The sequence below is a fragment of the Caballeronia sp. HLA56 genome (assembly GCF_054655155.1).
In genome coordinates this window covers 287061-303859 of sequence record NZ_BAAHOB010000006.1, presented here as the reverse complement: position 1 = coordinate 303859, position 16799 = coordinate 287061, and the positions used below count along the sequence as shown (strand labels likewise).

The following is a 16799-nucleotide window of genomic DNA, read 5'->3' as shown; positions in this document are numbered from 1 at the left end:
CCACCTACACTCCCCAGCTGGAAACTGGAAAGGGTCCTACATACAACCCGGAGTGTAGCTGATAGACATCGACAGTCAAGCGAAACCAACCATTTCTTAAAATGGACAGCTCGACATGTCTATCGCGCAACCACTAGTTGCTGGCGAGGATGAAACACATCCTGCCGATTCGGAGGCGATCGTCGCCTTCTATGCAGACCCCGTGAACCTGCCCTGGAAGATCTTCCGTGCGGCGTTCCGTGCCAATCAGCTGGACGGACTCCCACAGCGCGCCCGTTCCCTGCTCGCCGCCCTCGCCCGGACTGTTGACCAAGCCAAACCCTTCGCTGCTATCTTCGCCCGTCGTGAGCTCCTCAAGGGTCGCGCAATGCAATCCATGCGCACCTTCTATCGCAGCCTGGATGACCTCGAAAAAGCCGGCCTGATCAATCGTCGTGCGCAGTCACGCTACGTCGAAGCAGGCCTCTTCGGCCGAGCCTACATCCACCTGACTCAAAACGCCGCCGAGCTGCTCGGCCTGGTTACCCCCCCTGGCAATGCTACGTCGAACCCCGAGACGGTCTCTTTGGCGCATCCGTCTGCCATCGTGGCACACGGTGGAATATATAAGGATCTTTACCCTGCTTCTTCTCAAAAGAGACAACCGGGTAACGTGCCTGAGGATCTTCAGCGTCTGCGGTCCCTGGGATTTCTTGATTTCCTGATTTTCAAACTCATGCGAGAAGCGCGTGAGCACGGCAAGCGTCTGTCGGATGTGGTCGAAGTAACGTGGCCACATCTCAAGGCCGCCAAGGCACCGATCTGCTATCTGCGCGCCCTGCTTCGCAACCCGGTCGACTTCAGCCACATGGTCCGGATGAAGAGCCAAGCCGCCGTCGAAGCCCAGACCAAGCGCGTTAGGGAAGCGCAGTCGGCGCGCGTCGCTCGGGAATGTGCGGGACAGACCTTCGTGAGTGCTCTAGGCGAGACCACGTACGTGGTGAGCTCCGATGGTGAAGCGATGACGGTCTATAAGACGGGTGAAGACATCGGCCGAGAAGCAGTCAACTGGAAAGCGGACTTTGCACAAGCAATCGACCGTGGCTTCATTCGAAGTTCGACAGACGCACTTTCGGTGAGCACCGCGCCGACGATCGCCGAGATGGCTCGACAGCATCTTGCCAGTCTGCGTGGACTGCTTCGTCCAAAGGCGCTTGCTTAAAGAAAAAAAGAGCGCCTGAAGGCGCTCCCATCCTAGTGAAACGGATCCTCCTTCCGCGAGACGGGCGGATGGTCCAGGTCATGGTGGTCAACGGCGACCTTAACGACTTCCAGCGGATCACCCTCGACGCAATGGAAGATCGGGGATTCACTCGCCCGTTTCCCCATGTAGCGCCACTTCGATTGCGCCATACTCGGGATCGAGCGCATCTCCTCGTCACGGAGGTTCGTGGTCTGAATCGGCAATCAGCCGCTGTCGATCGGCACCATAAGAAACGCTGCGTCGTGCATGTACCACTCGCCGAGTGCCTCGGCAAGCGTGTAGATAGCGTCGTGCTTCGGATGGCGCAGTGCGCAGATCACTGTACTCATAGCCCACCTAGTTAGCTAAACGCAAATGGAAACATTCCGCTTTGCTATTCACCTGTGTCATATCGGAGGAAGATTTTTTGGAATCGATCAAAAAAGGGGGGCGGCATACCGCCCGGCTTGTCAGCCGGGCGTATCACCGAAGGAGGTTAGATTCACAACATTAGGGCCATCTCAAAGCACAGATGTGCTGGGGAGGATCGCCGTTGATTTGCGTCTTGAAACGCAGGGTGAGGATCATCTGGGCCCGTCGCCAAATCTCCCACCCGATGTCAACTGACTCAATTGCGACGGGAAGGCCTTCCGTTTTGCCAATGGCTGCCTTTCGAAAATCCACGACCTCCTTCTCGTGGTCGGCCACTGCAACAAGAACGCCACTGTCGTTTAACAGCACGCCCGGAAAGCCGTCGACGACCAGCGCCTCGAGATAGATCTGAAAAGCTTCGAAAGTAGAGCCCCAAAATCAAGCGACCGCTTGGCTTCGTCATAGGTCAAGGTGGGGTTGGGGTGGCTGTTGTTGATAAAGCCGGGGGTCGGTCCCATTGCGAGCTACATGCCGCGATGACGGCCCCGGCGAGGCTTGTATAGCCGGAGCGGCGACTAAGTTGCTCATCTGTTCACCTTCGTCAGCGTTTCGAAAACGCCATAGATCGTGCGGAACTCGCCCTTAGAGGACGGCGTCTTGTCTGCAGAGCTTTCAGCAATCGTCTCGACGATAATATGCCGCAGCGCCGGGCCGGGGTCCGGCGAATCGAGGAAGTTGGGCAGGTGTGTGGCATCGGCGAAGCGTTTCTCGATCTGGTACTCGACCCCGTCCCAGTAGTCGATCGGGATTTCTTTGCTGCCGACCGCAATTCGCCATTCTGAGAGGCCAAAGGCGAAATGCTCGCCGTCGCCGATCGAGTTGTAATCTTCGTCCACCTGCGCTGCGTTCAGCTGTTTGTCTTCCACCATCACGGCGTGAAAGCCGGCATCGGCGACGGAACGCGTAGCGGGCTGAGACGCTCCTTCTTTGCATAATAAGGCATACTCTTCCTCCTTATCCAAAATAATTAGTACAACATATTACCGGTTTTTTGAAATACTACTTATCGCGGTAGGGGAGGGTACCGATAGAGCGGCCCAAGACGAAGCCTGAGATCTCACTCAGCAGACGCAGATAGTTCGTGTCGATCTCTTTGGCCTCGCACCGCTCGAAAAAAGTCCGCGGGCGTGACGAGCCCCTGCGCTTTATCGGAGCAGCGCCATGCACGGTGATCCCCGCGAACTTGTTGAATGCGCGGACTGCTTTACGGAACGACCTTGATCAGCGCGACTTCCGACACATCAAACGTCACGATCTGGCCGTCCGCGTCATCGAGTGACCTCTCCGGCGCCCCAAGCGGTTGATGAGACAGCAGGCCATGAGACAGACCAGTACTTCAATTCGACCTAATTCGCGAGCTTGAGGATCTGCTTGCCTGCTTCGGTCGGCTGTTCTACCCGAGCGATCTGGAAGAGCGGGTGCGCATTGGAGAGTTCGTTCATGGGTAATTGTCTCCCCAAAAGGGCGGTGCAGACACCGACATGCAACTTCGACCCAGCGGATTGCATGAGCGCTCTTTCTTTAGAACGTGAAAAAGCGACTAACCGTCTGTGCCCAACCCGCCCGCATTGCAAGGCAGTGTCGGAGGCAGCTGTTAGTATGGGAAGAAATTACACAGGCGAATACCTGTTTCTAGTCGGGAAATTCAGGGTACGACTGCGCAATAGATCTATCTTGCATTCGTGATACGTCAAATGCTTATCGATGTACGCGCACGAGAGAAACACGAACTCCTGCACCCTGTCCGAGGCGAGCTTGCGCGGCCGGCCGAAGCCTTACACGTTGGAGCACTGGCTCGAGACCGTTACCGTCATGGTGTTGATGATCAGATTCGGAATGTCTACGGCCGTGGCTGCCGAGAGCAGGGTGGTCACGCGAACATCCGCATTGATCACGTTCATAAACGGATCCTTCTCAGCGTAGCGCCGCACGTCGATCTCGGAGTGCGTCGCCCTCAGGTAGTCGGTCAAAATCGTGCACGTCTCAATGCCTGCAGCGAAAACGATCAACTTCTCGTCAGGAGCGCGACGCTTGATGTACTTGTCGACTACGACCGACTCGATCAGCGAAAGATAGCGGTACGCACGCTCGCTGTCTAGCAGGATCAATCGCTCGAACAAATGATACGAATAGTTCTTGCTGATTGGATCCTGATACCGAATCTTCTCGGGCTCTTGCAACCGGTAGAAGAGGGCGGTCGCGCTTGCGTAATTGTCGTAGGCCTCGCCGCGATAGCGAAGCCGCGTCGGGTGTGCGATCTCGTATATCTTGGGCATGAACGCATCGTCGCACATCAACGTCGCAGACAGTGACAAGGAGCGCTGGCAGTCCTTGTATAGATCGATCTTGAAGTTCAGATGGAAGTCCGAGTGCACCTCGTCGATAAGACGAAAGCCCGCTTGCAGCGACGCCATCATCTCGTCAGGCAGACAGACGTAACTCATCGTGACGGTTGGCAGCCAAAGCTCCCGTACAGCTTGATCCAGTTCTCATTCGTATTCTTGTTGATGAGGACGATCTTGCGCTCGAGCTCACCGGCCTGTGCCATCTGCAGCAGCGCCATCAGCTGGTTGGATCCGCGAAGCACCTACGCGCACGATGCAGGTCCTCATTGCCGGCCAAGGTTGATTTCCTCGCGCTGCTTCGGAGTAAATTTGGGGACGAAATACCGGGTTGGATGCCGGCTCAACCATGCGCAGATTTGCGTGTGACGGGCTTCGCGTTGGCGAAGCTAAGCATTACATAATGTTCATCGCAGCGTTGACTATGTTCACCACAACGCCTGCTGGAATCCGCTTAATCGCGCGAATGTTTGCTGTTCACCTTCTTTACCTTACAGACAAGAAAAGTTGTCTCTGCAATTCACTTTCCGGTCCTGATTACGCCCTAGCCATCGCCGGTACGACGAAGGACGAATCCGCAGTCGCGGACCGGGCTCTACTCGCTGCGCTCCCCGGGCCTGTAGTCCCGGCCGTTCGGTGACGATCCCTTTCGCAACACCTAAGACAAACACTAATCTAGAAGAATTCCCTAAGGGGCTCTGCCCCTGGCGCGCTGCAAGGGAGTTGGCTTCGCCCTGGCCGCGGGGTTTCCCCAAAATTTTTTTCGGAAAACCGCCGAAAAAATCCTGGGTGATCCCCCTCCCCGCGTCCAGCCCTTGCAGCTTGCCTCCCCGGTCGTCGCCCGACGGTCGTCGGGTGCATGTGCGCAACACCAGCACATCCACCCCGAGACCTAAAGGAAAGACATGACAGCGAAAACGAAAACCCCCCTGTCCGACATCTATACCCGAGTGACGGAAAAAATCCTCGCCGACCTTGAGCACGGCGTCAGGCCATGGGTTAAGCCGTGGAGCGGCGCAAGCGCCCGTGACCGCATCACGTTACCTGTTCGGCACAATGGCGTCCCTTACCAAGGCATCAACATCCTGCTCCTCTGGGGTGAGCAGCTCGACAAAGGCTTTCAGTCCAATCGTTGGATGACATTCAAGCAAGCGCAAGCGCTTGAAGCCAACGTACGTAAGAACGAGCATGGAAGCCTTGTTGTCTATGCAAGCAAATTGACTAAAAGCGAGACTGCCGAGAACGGCGACGAGATCGAGCGGGAGATCCCTTTCATGAAGGGCTATACCGTGTTCAACGTCGACCAGATCGAAAACTTGCCTGCCAAATACTGCACCAAAACTGAAACCGTTCAAAGAAAGCCAATCGAACTCGTTGAGCATGCGGAAGTGTTCTTTTCTTGGACTCGTGCTGTGATTCGACACGGCGGAAATAAGGCGTACTACGCACCGTCGCAAGACATCGTGCAGTTGCCTATCCCTGAGGCGTTCGAGACGCCGGAAAGCTACGCCGCAACGAAGGCGCATGAAATTACCCACTGGACCAGCCATGAGACCCGTCTTAATCGTCAACTGGGCAAGCGATTTGGCGATGACGCGTACGCCGCCGAAGAATTGATTGCTGAGATGGGTGCCGCGTTCGTTTGCACGCAGCTGGGGTTGACACCGGAAGTTCGCGACGATCACGCCGCTTACCTTGACCATTGGCTCAATGTCTTGAAAGCAGACAAGAAGGCAATTTTCACGGCCGCAAGTCAGGCGCAAAAGGCCTGCGATTTTTTGCTCTCACTGCAAGGCGCAGACGAACAGCAAGCAGCTTAAGGGCAATGACGAAGGCCTGAGCGAAACGCTCAGGCTGCTTCTGGAATTGAAGGGGAACGATTCATGACCAACTTCACTGTTGTTTATGCGGTTAATGTGCCGTACTACGGCAAGACGCGAATAGAAGCGTCGACGGCGGCCGAAGCGATCTCGGTAGCCAAGCATTGCGATCCTGTGGGTATTTGCACCGAGCACGACCACAGTAACGCCGCCTGCGCGCGCATCGTCTCCATTTTGGACGATGCTGGTCGAAGCATCGCGGAGGGCGTCACTCTCGATGGGGCGTTTATGCGCTACGGCGGACACCCCGCCTGGCTCCTGTGCGAAGCGTCACCGGCGTTACTCGAGAGCCTGCAAAAAATGGTCTCGCGCTCCGACGACCTCGTCCATGCACTAGCTTGCTCAAGCGGACGCAACGAACATCTCGTGGAGCGGCTTTCCGCCGCGTGTCATGTCGCGAAAGCTGTCATTGCTGCGGCGAACGGCGACAAGTGATGCAAGCAGGCAGTCGAGCTACCTGCGGGGAGGGCGCGCACACCCTCAACAGAGGTTAACGCGCTGTCGAGAGATTGCCAGCGCCATCGCCGCAATGTGCGCTACCGCGATTCGCAAGTAGTTCTGGGCGCGGTCTCAGAACATCGCAGTGCTCAAAAATCACTTGTGACTAGAATAAGCTTCCGCCGCACGCTCTGTTTCTCACAGAGCGCCCGCCAGCTTACTGCCGATGAGGCCGCCGACGATGCCGGCGGTTAGCGCGAAGACAGCCAGTAACATCACGAGCTGCCGCGCCTTGCGTTCAAGTGCGGTGTTCGCGGTAACGAGTTGCGCAGCGCCACTGTTAAGCTGATTCCCGATCTGCGCGGCCGCTACGCGGCCCGCCTCCATGAGCTTGTCGCTATTCTGCTCGATCACCGACTCGAAATTGAGCTTCGCCGCGAGAAACGCCTTGCCTGCTGCGTCGGCGGTTGCTCGCTCGATCTTGCAGGACAGATCCTCATCAGCTTGCTCGAAGCGCCGCACGAGCGCGTCTGCATCTTGCAAGAGCTCCGCCATCAGCGCTTCGCGTGCGGTGGATACGTTGCCACCCATGACGTCCCCCGTTACTTGAACAGCACCTTGTACACGTCGTCCAGGTTCTTATGCGCGGACTTCGCGAGTCGCTGCGCCGAAATCATGCTGACTGCACGCGCTTTCATGTCCTCGTCGGTCGCTTCGCGAAGCATGGCCCGGTAGTCAGTCGCATCCGCGATGATCTCCGACACATTCTTCTTAAGCACACGCAGCCGCTCAAAAATCTCGTTTCGGAAAACCGCCGCTTCTGGTTTGAGCGTGAAGCATTTGCGCTCTGCGTAAAGACCAAACACCGTGCTGAATAGGCGCGGTACATCACTCGCATCTTCGAGTTCGACCTTGTTGAACACCACACGGATTTTCTTCGGGGGAACGCCGAGCCCAGCCAGTGTCTCGATGGTGTTGACCGTGTCGATCTGCTGCTTCTTCTCGCTCACCGCAGGCACGACGAAATAGTCGAACTCTTCGTGGGAGCCATCGAACTGGCTCATCTGTTTGATGAATTCCTCGACATTCGATGCACCCACATCCACGATGGCCGAGTCAAGCGTCATCAAATCCTCCTGAAGTCCGCCGTAGTCCTTGCCTTTGAGTCTCTCGGCGTTGGAGGCGGAGGATCCCGCATTGATCGTTTCGACTTCGAACTTCGGCGCATTCATGCGCGGAGCGAGTAGATTATCGACCAGCGTTGTTTTTCCCGGATTGCCGCTGAAGTTGATGACGGCGACTTTCATGTGCGACTCCTTCGTTGCTGTTTGGCCAGGCGTTCGTAACGTGCCAGTTTCTCGGCTTGTTCTGCCGGGTCGGGTTTCATCAAACGGTCAAGCTCCTGCATCGAGATCGGACCATGTGAGGCTGCCTGTTCCGATGAATCTGAATCGGTTATCGAAGATGAGTCAGCGTAGTGTCGTTGTGACACTGGTTCGGTGGCGCTGGAGTGTTGGGCATTCGATTGAGTTTTCTGCCCTGTAGTCTCTCGCTCGACCTGCTGCTTCTGCCGGTATCGGTACAAGTAGCTTTTCAATGTGGCTTCGGTCAAATCGATTCCACTCTCTTTCAGCGCCTTCAGAATATCCGCGATCCGCACGCCCGCTGAGATCCTCTGTTCGATTAACGGCATCAATTCACGTACTCTCGCCGCTTTGGTTTTGGGCTCCAGTGCTGTCAAAGCCTGCATTACGTCACTTTGCGGCATTCATGCATCCTCCGGGCTATTGATACGCAGTCCTACTGCATCTCGTACGCATTATTCATACTATCAAGTTGCATCTGTTTTGCAAACTTTCTGCTGCTGCCTCGCATCTTTTTCGCCTACGCCCTTCGGGCTAGTTGACTATCACGCCCTTAACCCCCAGAGATCCCTGTCCTTAACAGGCCAGAAATCTCAATACACATCACGCACCCCCTTCGGGGATGCAAAACCCTGGTTTTATCGGCCTCAAATCAAAAGTGACACTACTTTGGCTCTATAGCGTTGCTATAGGAATTTAAAGGAGAGCTATATGTTTGCTCATTCTATGGCTATAGACAATACTATAGGTAAGAGGATTGAGTTACTCTATTTTCAACAACAGGGATAACCACGCATGAGCACAGGAAAATCGATCCCGGTCTGGTTTTCAGAAGAGGATCGCCGCAGGGTGGAGGAGGCCGCCGCGTTGGCGGGGTATAAGCACCTGTCGAAATATATTCGCGATAAGGCAATGAGTCGTGATAGCCAGCGCGAGTCTGTTCGAGACAGCATGGAAACATGGGCTGAACGGCAAGAACTGACCGGCCGGCTCGCGGAGATTGAGCGCAGCCAGACTACCTCACACACGCTGCTGGCCGCGCTGCTCTTCCTGATGCGCAAGAAGACGACGACCGGCGAGTTCAATGATCTCGTACTTGCATGCCAGCACGCTGAGATAAGTGAAGGACTCAGCGTCGGGATGCCGGCGGAATTGCTCGCGGCTTCGTCCCCGGAACTCGCTTCGCTGATCACTCGCTTGACGGAGGAACGGTGATTCCAGACCTGATCGAGCATGTCGACGGCGACATTCAAGCGGCTCTCAACACACCCAGCATGAGCTTCTGGCTGCGCGACGCACTGCTCAGCGCGTTGCGGCGCGATTGCGTCGACGCGGCTCGCGACGCACAGATCTTGGCTACGTGGCTCGGCAGGCGATGCGATGCAGTAGTCGGGCGCAGCGAGGGTTAGGCTAATGCAGAAACATGAAGCGGAAAACGCAACCTTGCTTTTTGGCGTCAGCTTACCGATTGCCGGGTGGCTAGCGGGCACCTACCTCGCGGACGTGCCGCTGCGCCCGCTCCCGGAAGCGCTCACCGTTGCGCTCCACATGACGCCGCACAACCCGCTCATTGCAAGCGGCGTCGTGCTTGGCCTCGGTCTTGCCGCAACCACCGCGTATTTGCTGCACGAGTATGGCGACGACGGATTCCGCGGCGCCCGATACCACCGGTGGCTGCGTGGTGCGCGCATGGCGAACTGGCACGGCGTCAAGCAGCAGGTGAAGGCCGCGAACCGCCGGGAAAATCGCCGTATTCGATCCGAATTGAAGCGCGCGGTCGCACGGGCGCCAGAGCCAGGGGCGGCGAGACTGGGCCCCAAAGCAGCGGCAGGGGACTTGCCGCCCATCATGATCGGTCGGATGCCGATGCCGTTGCACCTTGAGAACCGAAACACGCTGATTTGCGCGACCATCGGCGCGGGCAAGTCGGTCGCCATGGAAAGCATGATCGCATCGGCTGTGGGGCGCCGCGACAAGATGGCCGTAGTGGATCCGAACGGCACGTTCTACTCGAAGTTCAGCTTTCCGGGCGACATCATTCTCAACCCTTTCGACCAACGTTCAGCGGGCTGGACCCTCTTCAACGAGATCAGGGGCGTCCATGACTTCGACCGAATGGCCCGAAGCATCATTCCCCCGCAGTTGGATCCGACCGATGAACAGTGGTGCGCGTACACGCGCGACGTGCTCGCCGACACCATGCGCAAGCTGGTCGAGACCAACAATCCGGACCAGGACACGCTGGTCAATCTCCTCGTGCGCGAGGACGGGGAGGTGATTCAGGCGTTCCTTGCCAATACCGATTCACAGGGTTACTTTCGCGAGAACGCAGAAAAAGCGGTCGCATCGATCCAGTTCATGATGAACAAGTATATAAGGCCGCTCCGGTTCATGTCCAAGGGCGAGTTTTCGCTTTACCGATGGGTGCACGATCCGAACGCGGGCAACCTTTTCATTACCTGGCGTGAAGACATGCGCACGACACAGCGCCCGCTCGTGGCCACGTGGATCGACACAATCTGCGCCACCATCATGAGCATCCCCGACAGCACCGTGCCGCTCGCACGCCGGCTTTGGCTGTTTCTCGATGAGCTGGAGTCGCTTGGCAAGCTCGAATCCTTCGTGCCGGCCGCAACCAAGGGTCGAAAGCACGGCCTACGCATGGCGGCGTCGATTCAGGATTGGGCGCAGCTTGACGAGACCTATGGCAAGGATGCCGCGCGAACCTTGCTCGGATGCTTTCGCAATTACCTCATCTTCGGCGGATCAAACGCGCTCAATACCGATAAGGCGAGCGAAATCCTCGGCAAGCATCAGGTCGAGCGAATCCAGATCACCACAAACGCAGGCGGTGGTGCCGGGGGCGGCGGCGGAGGGCGCAGCCGCAACATGGTGACGAGCCCGCCGGAAGCGGTTGTGATGGATTCGGAAATCTCCTTCCTGAAAGACCTGGAGGGTTACGTCATGTTCGGCGAAGATTTTCCGATCGCCAAGATCAAGCTGCCCTACGTCAAGTATCCGCATCGCGACACGGCTATCGAGATCAAGTGACGGAGGCGCGGCCATGCTCAACGTGACGCCTATTCGTGGCAACAACCAGTATGCTGCAGCGCATTACTTCTCGTCCGCCGATGACTATTACGCCAAGGAGAATCCGGGCGAGTGGCAGGGCGAAGGGGCACGGCACTTGGGGCTCACCGGGCCGATCGAACAGGCACAGCTCTCGCGCCTCCTGGACGGGCAGCTTCCCAACGGCGAGCGCATCCAGACGACGTTCGACCCAGTCGACAACAAAAAGCGCATGGGGCTCGATCTCACTTTCTCGGCCCCCAAGTCGGTGTCGATGCAAGCGCTCGTCGCCGGCGACCGCGATGTAACCGCCGCGCACGACCGCGCCGTGACGCGCGCGCTCGAGCAGGTCGAGCAATTGGCGGAGGCTCGCAAGAAGATCAAAGGCAAGAGCTACCGTGAGCGCACGGGCAATATGACCATCGCTAAGTTCCGGCACGAGATGAGCCGGGCGAAGGATCCCCAGCTGCACACGCACTCGGTCGTGATGAACATGACGCGCCGCGCCGATGGTGCATGGCGCGCGCTCTCGAACGAAGATATTTTCCGCGTCCAGCACGAGGTCGACGCGATCTATAAGACCGAACTGGCGAAGGACCTTCAGGCGATTGGCTACGCGATTCGGCTCGTCGACGACAAAGGCAATTTTGAGCTGGCTCACATCAGCCGCGACCAGATCGAAGCGTTTTCAGCACGCAGCCGCGTGATCGAAGAGGCCTTGGCGAACGAGGGCAAGACGCGTGCGAGCGCGAGCACCCTCGAAAAGCAGGTCATTGCGCTTGCCACACGCCCGCGCAAGGACGAATCGGACCGCGAGATTGTCAAACAATATTGGGTTGAGAAAAGCCGAGAGCTCGGCATCGACTACGGCGCGCGTTCTCGCCTCGACGGGCGCAGTTATAACGTGAACGGCGACCGAGAACACCGACGGCAGGGTGAGATCGCCAGCACGAGTGGTGGGGCAGAGGGTCCGGCGAACAACAGCATCGCTGATAGCAGAGGAAGCAACGCAGATGCTGGCGGGCGTGATCGCATCGCTGCCACGAGTCTGCCAGCTGGACTCTCGCCCGCGCAGGCGGTTGTGCAGTACGCCATCCATCACTTGACCGAGCGCGAAGCCGTCGTGCGTGAGAGTGTCTTGATGGCGACCGCGCTGCGCCGATCCGTCGGCCTCGCGGGTCCCGGCGAGGTGCGCACTGAGATCAATCGTCTGGTCGGGCAGGGCGCACTGATCGAGGCGGTGCCGGCCTATCGCCTGGCGGAACGAAAAGCCGGCCCCGCGCTCTCGTCCGCGGGTTGGAGAAATTATCTACAAGAGCTCAAGGGCTGGTCGAACAAGCAGGCGCAGCAATACGTCAATGCCGCGATCAAGCAGGGCTCACTCGTTGCTGCCGAAAAGCGATACACGACGCAGCAGGCGCTTGCCCGTGAAAAGGCCATTCTTGCGATCGAGCGTACCGGACGCGGGGCGGTGGCACCGATCCTGGCCGTCACCACCGTCCGGTCGGCACTTGAAAACTCCACGCTCAATGCAGGGCAGCGCTCAGCCGTAGAAACTATCGTCGCTACAAGCAATCGATTTGTCGGCATCCAGGGCGACGCTGGAACCGGGAAGACCTATACCGTCAATCAGGCTGTCTCTCTCATCAAGCAGGCATCGGCTTCGACCCTAGGTGAAGGCTACCGTACCGTCGCGCTCGCCCCTTACGGCAATCAGGTCAAGGCACTCAAGAACGAGGGTCTCGAAGCGCATACGCTTGCCAGTTTTCTTCGGTCCAAGGAAAAACCGGTCGACAGCAAGACGATCATCGTGTTGGACGAATCGGGCGTCGTTGGCGCGCGCCAGATGGAGCAAGTCATGCGAACGGTTGAAAAAGCCGATGCGCGGATGGTGTTGATCGGCGACACCAAACAGACCGAGGCGATCGAGGCCGGCAAACCATTTGCCCAGCTTCAATTCAATGGCATGCAGACTGCACGGATCAACGAAATACAGCGACAGAAAGATCACGAACTAAAAGCGGCCGTCGAACACGCGGCCGAGAGTCGTGTGACCCAATCGCTCTCGCATCTCAAACACGTCGAGGAACTGAAAGAGCCAGCGGACCGACATCGCGCGATCGTGAACGACTACATCAAGCTGACCGAAGCTGAGCGCCGTGAAACCCTGATTGTTGCTGGAACCAATGAGGCACGTCGCGAGATCAACACAATGGTCCGTGAGTCGCTCGCGCTCACGGGGAATGGCCGCGAGTTTGAAACGCTGACACGCGTGGATATGACGCAAGCGCAGCGTCGTTTCGCGCCAAGTTATCAGCCCGGCATGGTGATTCAGCCGGAGAAGGATTACGTGAAGGCCGGGTTGATGCGTGGTGAAACCTATCGGGTCACGGAAGCTCTCCCTGGCAACGCGCTCGTTTTGTCGCGACAAGATGGCACCACGGCCACAATCAACCCGCGGAAGGTGACGCAGCTCAGCGTCTATCGCCTTGAGCGGGCGGAGTTGTCTGTTGGAGATACGGTACGGATCAACCGTAACGATGCGGGCCGTGATCTCACCAACGGCGACCGCATGCGCGTCACGGGCGTCATCGGCGGTGTCGTAAGCCTCGAATCGGTTGAGCAACGCAATGGTCGGCCTGTGCGGTCGTTGGAGCTACCGACCAGCCGACCGCTTCACTTGGAGCACGCGTATGCTTCAACGGTCCACAGTTCGCAAGGGCTGACCAACGACCGCACCCTGATCGCGCTCGACACCAAGAGCCGCACGACGTCGATGAATCTGTATTACGTCGCAATCAGCCGAGCGCGATATGAGGCACGCGTCTACACCGATTCGATAAAATCGCTACCCGCTGCAATCGCACGCCGCTTCGACAAGACGACAGCTTTGGCACTCCAGCGAGAACGCGAACTGCAGCGCCGCGGGCAAGGCATGCAACCACGAGGCGCAGTGGAGGGTAAGCACGCGTTGGAACGTCAATCGCGTGGGGAACCGCGCAGGCAGCTAGCCAACGGTCGCAATCCTTCAGACTATGGCCGCTTTTGAATGTCTTTGTTTTGACTGACAAGCGCCTAGTGATGAGCGCCCCGGTCAACACCCCGGGAGTGTCCGCTAATCCCTCAAGCGGTCGAAGGGCAAATGAATCAAGTCGACGAGGCATCGCGAGATCGGCCCAATCTTTGGTTGCGCAGGTAATCGCGAGGGCGCCGACCACGAAAATCGCGATCCAACGTCCTGGGTCCGGCCAGCTGGCAATCTGACCCAGCATCTTTGTGGCAATAGAAGCAATCAGATAAGTGACCACTACGAGGGCGATCACATCGGCGAGGCGGATAAAAAGCGGGCTGGTCAACTTTCGTGCTCCGTTTATTGATTCGCTGAGCGCTGCCGAGTTTGTAGACATGGCGTATTTAGTTGAACCTGCTATTCACACGGCACTAACTCGAGATTAGCCAGCTGTCGAACACCCGACGAACATCCGTCACCAACGCACGCGCTGTTGCCACCCGTTGTCGATATAGACATCGATGGCGCGCGGGTTTTGCGGTAGCTGCCAGAGCACCTTGTCGAACACGGCAACGGTATAGGTGTTGTCATAGTTACCCACGACGTACGATCCGATCCGCTGACCGACACACGCTCGTGCGCCCGACGCGTAGCCGTCACCGAGCGATGACTCGGAGACTTGCGGCCGGTCATTCAACGTGTATGATCCATCTCCCCCGAACCAGCCTCCCTTGTTACCGGTTGATCGTTTCTGGCCCTGTACGACATAGGCGCCGCGTTCGGCGGGGAGCAAGGGCGCAGGGCAAGGATCGTACGGATCGTATACTTGACGCGCGTAGGTCGATCCATCATTGCCGTCAGCCTGGTCGCAACTCGGAAATGGTCGGCCTTTGCCCAGATCATGGTAGAGCTGGTTGATCGGAGGTACGCACTCGCTCACCCCTTTAGGGCCGCCATTGGATGCGGGGTTTGCGAGGCACAGCAAAACTTCGCAGCCATATTCCGAAGCCTGCGCCGACATCGATGCGGTGAGCACACACAGGCAATAGAGGGCTTTTCTCATCGGTTCTTCTCCCGAAGGTGCTTCTCTCGTGGCAAGAGAAGCGTCAATCCACAAACTGCACGAACGGAGCGGCTTCTTGCGTGGTCGATCGCCGTGATGGCTGGACAGGGACAGGCTGCGTTTCGTGTGATGACGACCTGGAGACGGGACGAATCGTGTCGGCTTCGGCCGCCGAGCCCGTGGTCGGCGTCGCGAGTCGCACCGTGACCGCCGGATCCTTGCCGCTGTCCTCGACTGGAAGATCGGAAGGTTGTTCACGTCTCGACTGGCCGTCCTCAAACATCACCCATTGCGCCGGCTTGGCCGCTTGCTTCGCAGGTTTTGGGGTCGCCGCCTGTCGCACCGCAACGCTGGCATCAGCGCGATCCTGTTTGACGGCTGGCACGACGGGAATGGGGTCGGCTGTATCCGTTGCGTTTGCGACAACCTTTTGCACGTAGCTCGGCTGACCCGCGCGATCTGGCCGGAAACCGCGCGTGAAGTTGCCGGAGTAGTAGCAACTGAAAGCAGCGCGCAGCGCTTGCTGATCGTCTGGAATTCTTGCCTTTGCTCGCTGATAGCAGTCTTGAAGAATCTCACCGCCGGCCTTGAGATTGCGGCACGGCTCAAATATCGTCTCGTAACGCTCGCCGTACTTCGCAAGGTTGTATCGATTGACCTGGCCGAGGCCCATCGAAAAATTGAATCCCTGGCGTTCGAGCGCTCTGGCCGTCGCGACCGCTTCTGGCAAGTTGCGCGGCTGACGCTCCAGCCGACCGCCCACGACACCAATCGCGTAGGGATTGCCTGCCGATTCGGTACTCACCACGCCTTTGAGTGTCGTTGGATGAACGCCAGGGGCGCACTCGGTGGCTAGCTGCTGGAAGGGCACGGCAGGCGCCGTTGCCGACGGTTGCGCGCCAGCGAATCGGGACATAGCGATCAGCAGCCCGGCCGCCGCTAAAGTTGCTGACAGCTCACGCGCCTGCATAAAGGATCTCCGATATGTAACGGCCGTTGCGCTCGGTGTATTTCCACTGGACAACGACGTCGATGCGCCTTTTGACGCGCTCGATAATCTGCTCGCGCGTCATCGAGGTATGACCATCCATCAGCTCGCCGAATCGGTCGTACATCTCGGCGGGTGAATCCGTGTGGATGGTCGTGAGCGATCCTTTGTGGCCCGTGTTGAGCATGTTCACGAACTCGACCGCCTCTTGGCCGCGGATCTCACCCATGATGACCCGGTCAGGTGTGAGCCTCATGCACGAGCGAAGCAAGGTGGTTGGTGTTACCGCAGCCCGTCCCGATGCCTGCTGGCGGGCGTAGGATAGTCGGACGCAGTTCGGCTGCGCCGGCTCGATTTCCCGAGAGTCTTCGATCGTGACGATGCGTTCGTGCGCAGGTATTTCCTGTACCAATGCATTGAGGCACGTCGTCTTGCCGCAATAGGTGCCGGCTGAGATGACGATGTTCTTGTGCGCCAAGACGGCGCCGCGCAGGAACACATCCCACTGCTTTTCCCGGTACAACTCCTGCAGTCGTGCATTCGAGTACGGCTCGTCGACCACCTCGCCGTTCACGAAGCGGAACGCTCCCTGTTCTAAGTACTTCGGCAGACTCATCCTAACGAGCGACTGCTTTCGAATCGTCATCGCGATGGTCCCCTCCGGCACAACGGGCGGGAGGATCATTTCGGCTCGATAGGTTCCGCGCTCGAAATCCGGAATGCCATCGTCAAGATTTACGGGGATTTCGGCTGAGAGAATCGGGCTGTCCCGGTCCACTTCAAGACTCTTGAAGGAAGCGGTGACATCGGCCAAAGACGACAAAAGCTGATACGACAATCCGGGCACTTCGATTTTTTCAGCATAGTAGGTGTCTTTTTTTCTGAGCCAGAGTTCGCCGGGCTTGTTGACCTGGATCTCGGTGACCTCCTTGTCATCGAGATAGTCCGCGAGCAAAGAAAGCTTGGCGCGGAAGGAGGCAATCTGCGACAT

Annotated in this window: 17 protein-coding genes; 7 read left to right on the top strand and 10 right to left on the bottom strand. The window is 57.9% G+C overall.

Annotation, left to right across the window (positions count from 1 at the left end; translation table 11 throughout):
- The first annotated feature begins 115 nt into the window (after positions 1-115).
- Entirely contained in the window at positions 116-1201 is a 1086-nt protein-coding gene (locus ACYQ47_RS35825) for a Replication protein O (protein ID WP_459909902.1), read from the top strand.
- 245 nt (positions 1202-1446) lie between these two features.
- Here the strand turns inward: ACYQ47_RS35825 and ACYQ47_RS35820 are convergent, their stop codons facing one another.
- The 4 genes from ACYQ47_RS35820 to ACYQ47_RS35805 form a co-directional block, all read right to left on the bottom strand.
- Positions 1447-1572, bottom strand: a complete 126-nt coding sequence (locus tag ACYQ47_RS35820; RefSeq protein WP_459909900.1) for a hypothetical protein — start codon at positions 1570-1572, stop codon at positions 1447-1449.
- 606 nt (positions 1573-2178) lie between these two features.
- Positions 2179-2526, bottom strand: a complete 348-nt coding sequence (locus ACYQ47_RS35815; protein ID WP_459909898.1) for a hypothetical protein — start codon at positions 2524-2526, stop codon at positions 2179-2181.
- 903 nt (positions 2527-3429) lie between these two features.
- Complete coding sequence (locus tag ACYQ47_RS35810; RefSeq protein ID WP_459909896.1) at positions 3430-4071, bottom strand: hypothetical protein; 642 nt, start codon at positions 4069-4071, stop codon at positions 3430-3432.
- A 23-nt stretch (positions 4072-4094) separates the two neighbouring features.
- The gene (locus ACYQ47_RS35805) at positions 4095-4217 is read right to left on the bottom strand and encodes a hypothetical protein (protein WP_459909894.1); all 123 of its coding nucleotides are present in this window, start codon (positions 4215-4217) and stop codon (positions 4095-4097) included.
- A 684-nt stretch (positions 4218-4901) separates the two neighbouring features.
- On the opposite strand from ACYQ47_RS35805, the gene ACYQ47_RS35800 reads away from it, so the two are divergent.
- A complete protein-coding gene (locus tag ACYQ47_RS35800; protein WP_459909892.1) occupies positions 4902-5816 on the top strand; it encodes an ArdC family protein in 915 nt (304 codons plus the stop codon).
- A gap of 63 nt (positions 5817-5879) precedes the next feature.
- The gene (locus ACYQ47_RS35795; RefSeq protein ID WP_459909890.1) at positions 5880-6311 is read left to right on the top strand and encodes a hypothetical protein; all 432 of its coding nucleotides are present in this window, start codon (positions 5880-5882) and stop codon (positions 6309-6311) included.
- A gap of 201 nt (positions 6312-6512) precedes the next feature.
- On the opposite strand, the gene ACYQ47_RS35790 is transcribed toward ACYQ47_RS35795, so the two are convergent.
- From ACYQ47_RS35790 to ACYQ47_RS35780, 3 genes are read right to left on the bottom strand one after another with little or no spacing between them, the layout of a single operon-like run.
- Complete coding sequence (locus ACYQ47_RS35790) at positions 6513-6905, bottom strand: hypothetical protein (RefSeq protein WP_459909888.1); 393 nt, start codon at positions 6903-6905, stop codon at positions 6513-6515.
- 11 nt (positions 6906-6916) lie between these two features.
- Positions 6917-7621, bottom strand: coding sequence for a StbB family protein (stbB, locus tag ACYQ47_RS35785; RefSeq protein WP_459909886.1), 705 nt, complete (start codon positions 7619-7621; stop codon positions 6917-6919).
- Positions 7618-8082 (bottom strand): conjugal transfer protein TraD, encoded by a 465-nt coding sequence (locus ACYQ47_RS35780; RefSeq protein ID WP_459909884.1) that lies wholly within the window; start codon positions 8080-8082, stop codon positions 7618-7620. Before ACYQ47_RS35780 ends, stbB begins: the two co-directional genes overlap by 4 nt.
- 391 nt (positions 8083-8473) lie before the next feature.
- Here ACYQ47_RS35780 and ACYQ47_RS35775 point away from each other — a divergent pair, with 391 nt between their 5' ends.
- From ACYQ47_RS35775 to mobF, 4 genes are read left to right on the top strand one after another with little or no spacing between them, the layout of a single operon-like run.
- Positions 8474-8893: a hypothetical protein gene (locus ACYQ47_RS35775; RefSeq protein WP_459909882.1), complete on the top strand. Its 420-nt coding sequence runs from the start codon at positions 8474-8476 to the stop codon at positions 8891-8893.
- Positions 8890-9087, top strand: coding sequence for a hypothetical protein (locus tag ACYQ47_RS35770; RefSeq protein WP_459909880.1), 198 nt, complete (start codon positions 8890-8892; stop codon positions 9085-9087). Before ACYQ47_RS35775 ends, ACYQ47_RS35770 begins: the two co-directional genes overlap by 4 nt.
- A 4-nt stretch (positions 9088-9091) precedes the next feature.
- Positions 9092-10729, top strand: a complete 1638-nt coding sequence (locus tag ACYQ47_RS35765; protein WP_459909878.1) for a type IV secretion system DNA-binding domain-containing protein — start codon at positions 9092-9094, stop codon at positions 10727-10729.
- Between the two features lie 13 nt (positions 10730-10742).
- The gene (gene mobF / locus ACYQ47_RS35760) at positions 10743-13796 is read left to right on the top strand and encodes a MobF family relaxase (protein ID WP_459909876.1); all 3054 of its coding nucleotides are present in this window, start codon (positions 10743-10745) and stop codon (positions 13794-13796) included.
- A 436-nt stretch (positions 13797-14232) separates the two neighbouring features.
- Here mobF and ACYQ47_RS35755 read toward each other — a convergent pair whose 3' ends face one another.
- From ACYQ47_RS35755 to virB11, 3 genes are read right to left on the bottom strand one after another with little or no spacing between them, the layout of a single operon-like run.
- Positions 14233-14820 (bottom strand): hypothetical protein, encoded by a 588-nt coding sequence (locus ACYQ47_RS35755; protein WP_459909874.1) that lies wholly within the window; start codon positions 14818-14820, stop codon positions 14233-14235.
- 43 nt (positions 14821-14863) lie between these two features.
- Positions 14864-15790 carry a lytic transglycosylase domain-containing protein gene (locus ACYQ47_RS35750; protein WP_459909872.1) on the bottom strand — a complete coding sequence of 309 codons (927 nt, stop codon included), beginning with the start codon at positions 15788-15790 and terminating at the stop codon, positions 14864-14866.
- Complete coding sequence (gene virB11, locus ACYQ47_RS35745; protein ID WP_459909870.1) at positions 15777-16799, bottom strand: P-type DNA transfer ATPase VirB11; 1023 nt, start codon at positions 16797-16799, stop codon at positions 15777-15779. Before virB11 ends, ACYQ47_RS35750 begins: the two co-directional genes overlap by 14 nt.

What these genes read in the sequence shown, in the direction of transcription:
- ACYQ47_RS35825 (WP_459909902.1), top strand. Translation starts at nt 116, where the DNA reads ATGTCTATCGCGCAACCACTAGTTGCTGGCGAGGATGAAACACATCCT.
- ACYQ47_RS35820 (WP_459909900.1), bottom strand. Translation starts at nt 1,572, where the DNA reads ATGAGTACAGTGATCTGCGCACTGCGCCATCCGAAGCACGACGCTATC.
- ACYQ47_RS35810 (WP_459909896.1), bottom strand. Translation starts at nt 4,071, where the DNA reads ATGATGGCGTCGCTGCAAGCGGGCTTTCGTCTTATCGACGAGGTGCAC.
- ACYQ47_RS35805 (WP_459909894.1), bottom strand. Translation starts at nt 4,217, where the DNA reads ATGGCGCTGCTGCAGATGGCACAGGCCGGTGAGCTCGAGCGCAAGATC.
- ACYQ47_RS35800 (WP_459909892.1), top strand. Translation starts at nt 4,902, where the DNA reads ATGACAGCGAAAACGAAAACCCCCCTGTCCGACATCTATACCCGAGTG.
- ACYQ47_RS35795 (WP_459909890.1), top strand. Translation starts at nt 5,880, where the DNA reads ATGACCAACTTCACTGTTGTTTATGCGGTTAATGTGCCGTACTACGGC.
- ACYQ47_RS35790 (WP_459909888.1), bottom strand. Translation starts at nt 6,905, where the DNA reads ATGGGTGGCAACGTATCCACCGCACGCGAAGCGCTGATGGCGGAGCTC.
- stbB (WP_459909886.1), bottom strand. Translation starts at nt 7,621, where the DNA reads ATGAAAGTCGCCGTCATCAACTTCAGCGGCAATCCGGGAAAAACAACG.
- ACYQ47_RS35780 (WP_459909884.1), bottom strand. Translation starts at nt 8,082, where the DNA reads ATGCCGCAAAGTGACGTAATGCAGGCTTTGACAGCACTGGAGCCCAAA.
- ACYQ47_RS35775 (WP_459909882.1), top strand. Translation starts at nt 8,474, where the DNA reads ATGAGCACAGGAAAATCGATCCCGGTCTGGTTTTCAGAAGAGGATCGC.
- ACYQ47_RS35765 (WP_459909878.1), top strand. Translation starts at nt 9,092, where the DNA reads ATGCAGAAACATGAAGCGGAAAACGCAACCTTGCTTTTTGGCGTCAGC.
- mobF (WP_459909876.1), top strand. Translation starts at nt 10,743, where the DNA reads ATGCTCAACGTGACGCCTATTCGTGGCAACAACCAGTATGCTGCAGCG.
- ACYQ47_RS35755 (WP_459909874.1), bottom strand. Translation starts at nt 14,820, where the DNA reads ATGAGAAAAGCCCTCTATTGCCTGTGTGTGCTCACCGCATCGATGTCG.
- ACYQ47_RS35750 (WP_459909872.1), bottom strand. Translation starts at nt 15,790, where the DNA reads ATGCAGGCGCGTGAGCTGTCAGCAACTTTAGCGGCGGCCGGGCTGCTG.
- virB11 (WP_459909870.1), bottom strand. Translation starts at nt 16,799, where the DNA reads ATGTCGCAGATTGCCTCCTTCCGCGCCAAGCTTTCTTTGCTCGCGGAC.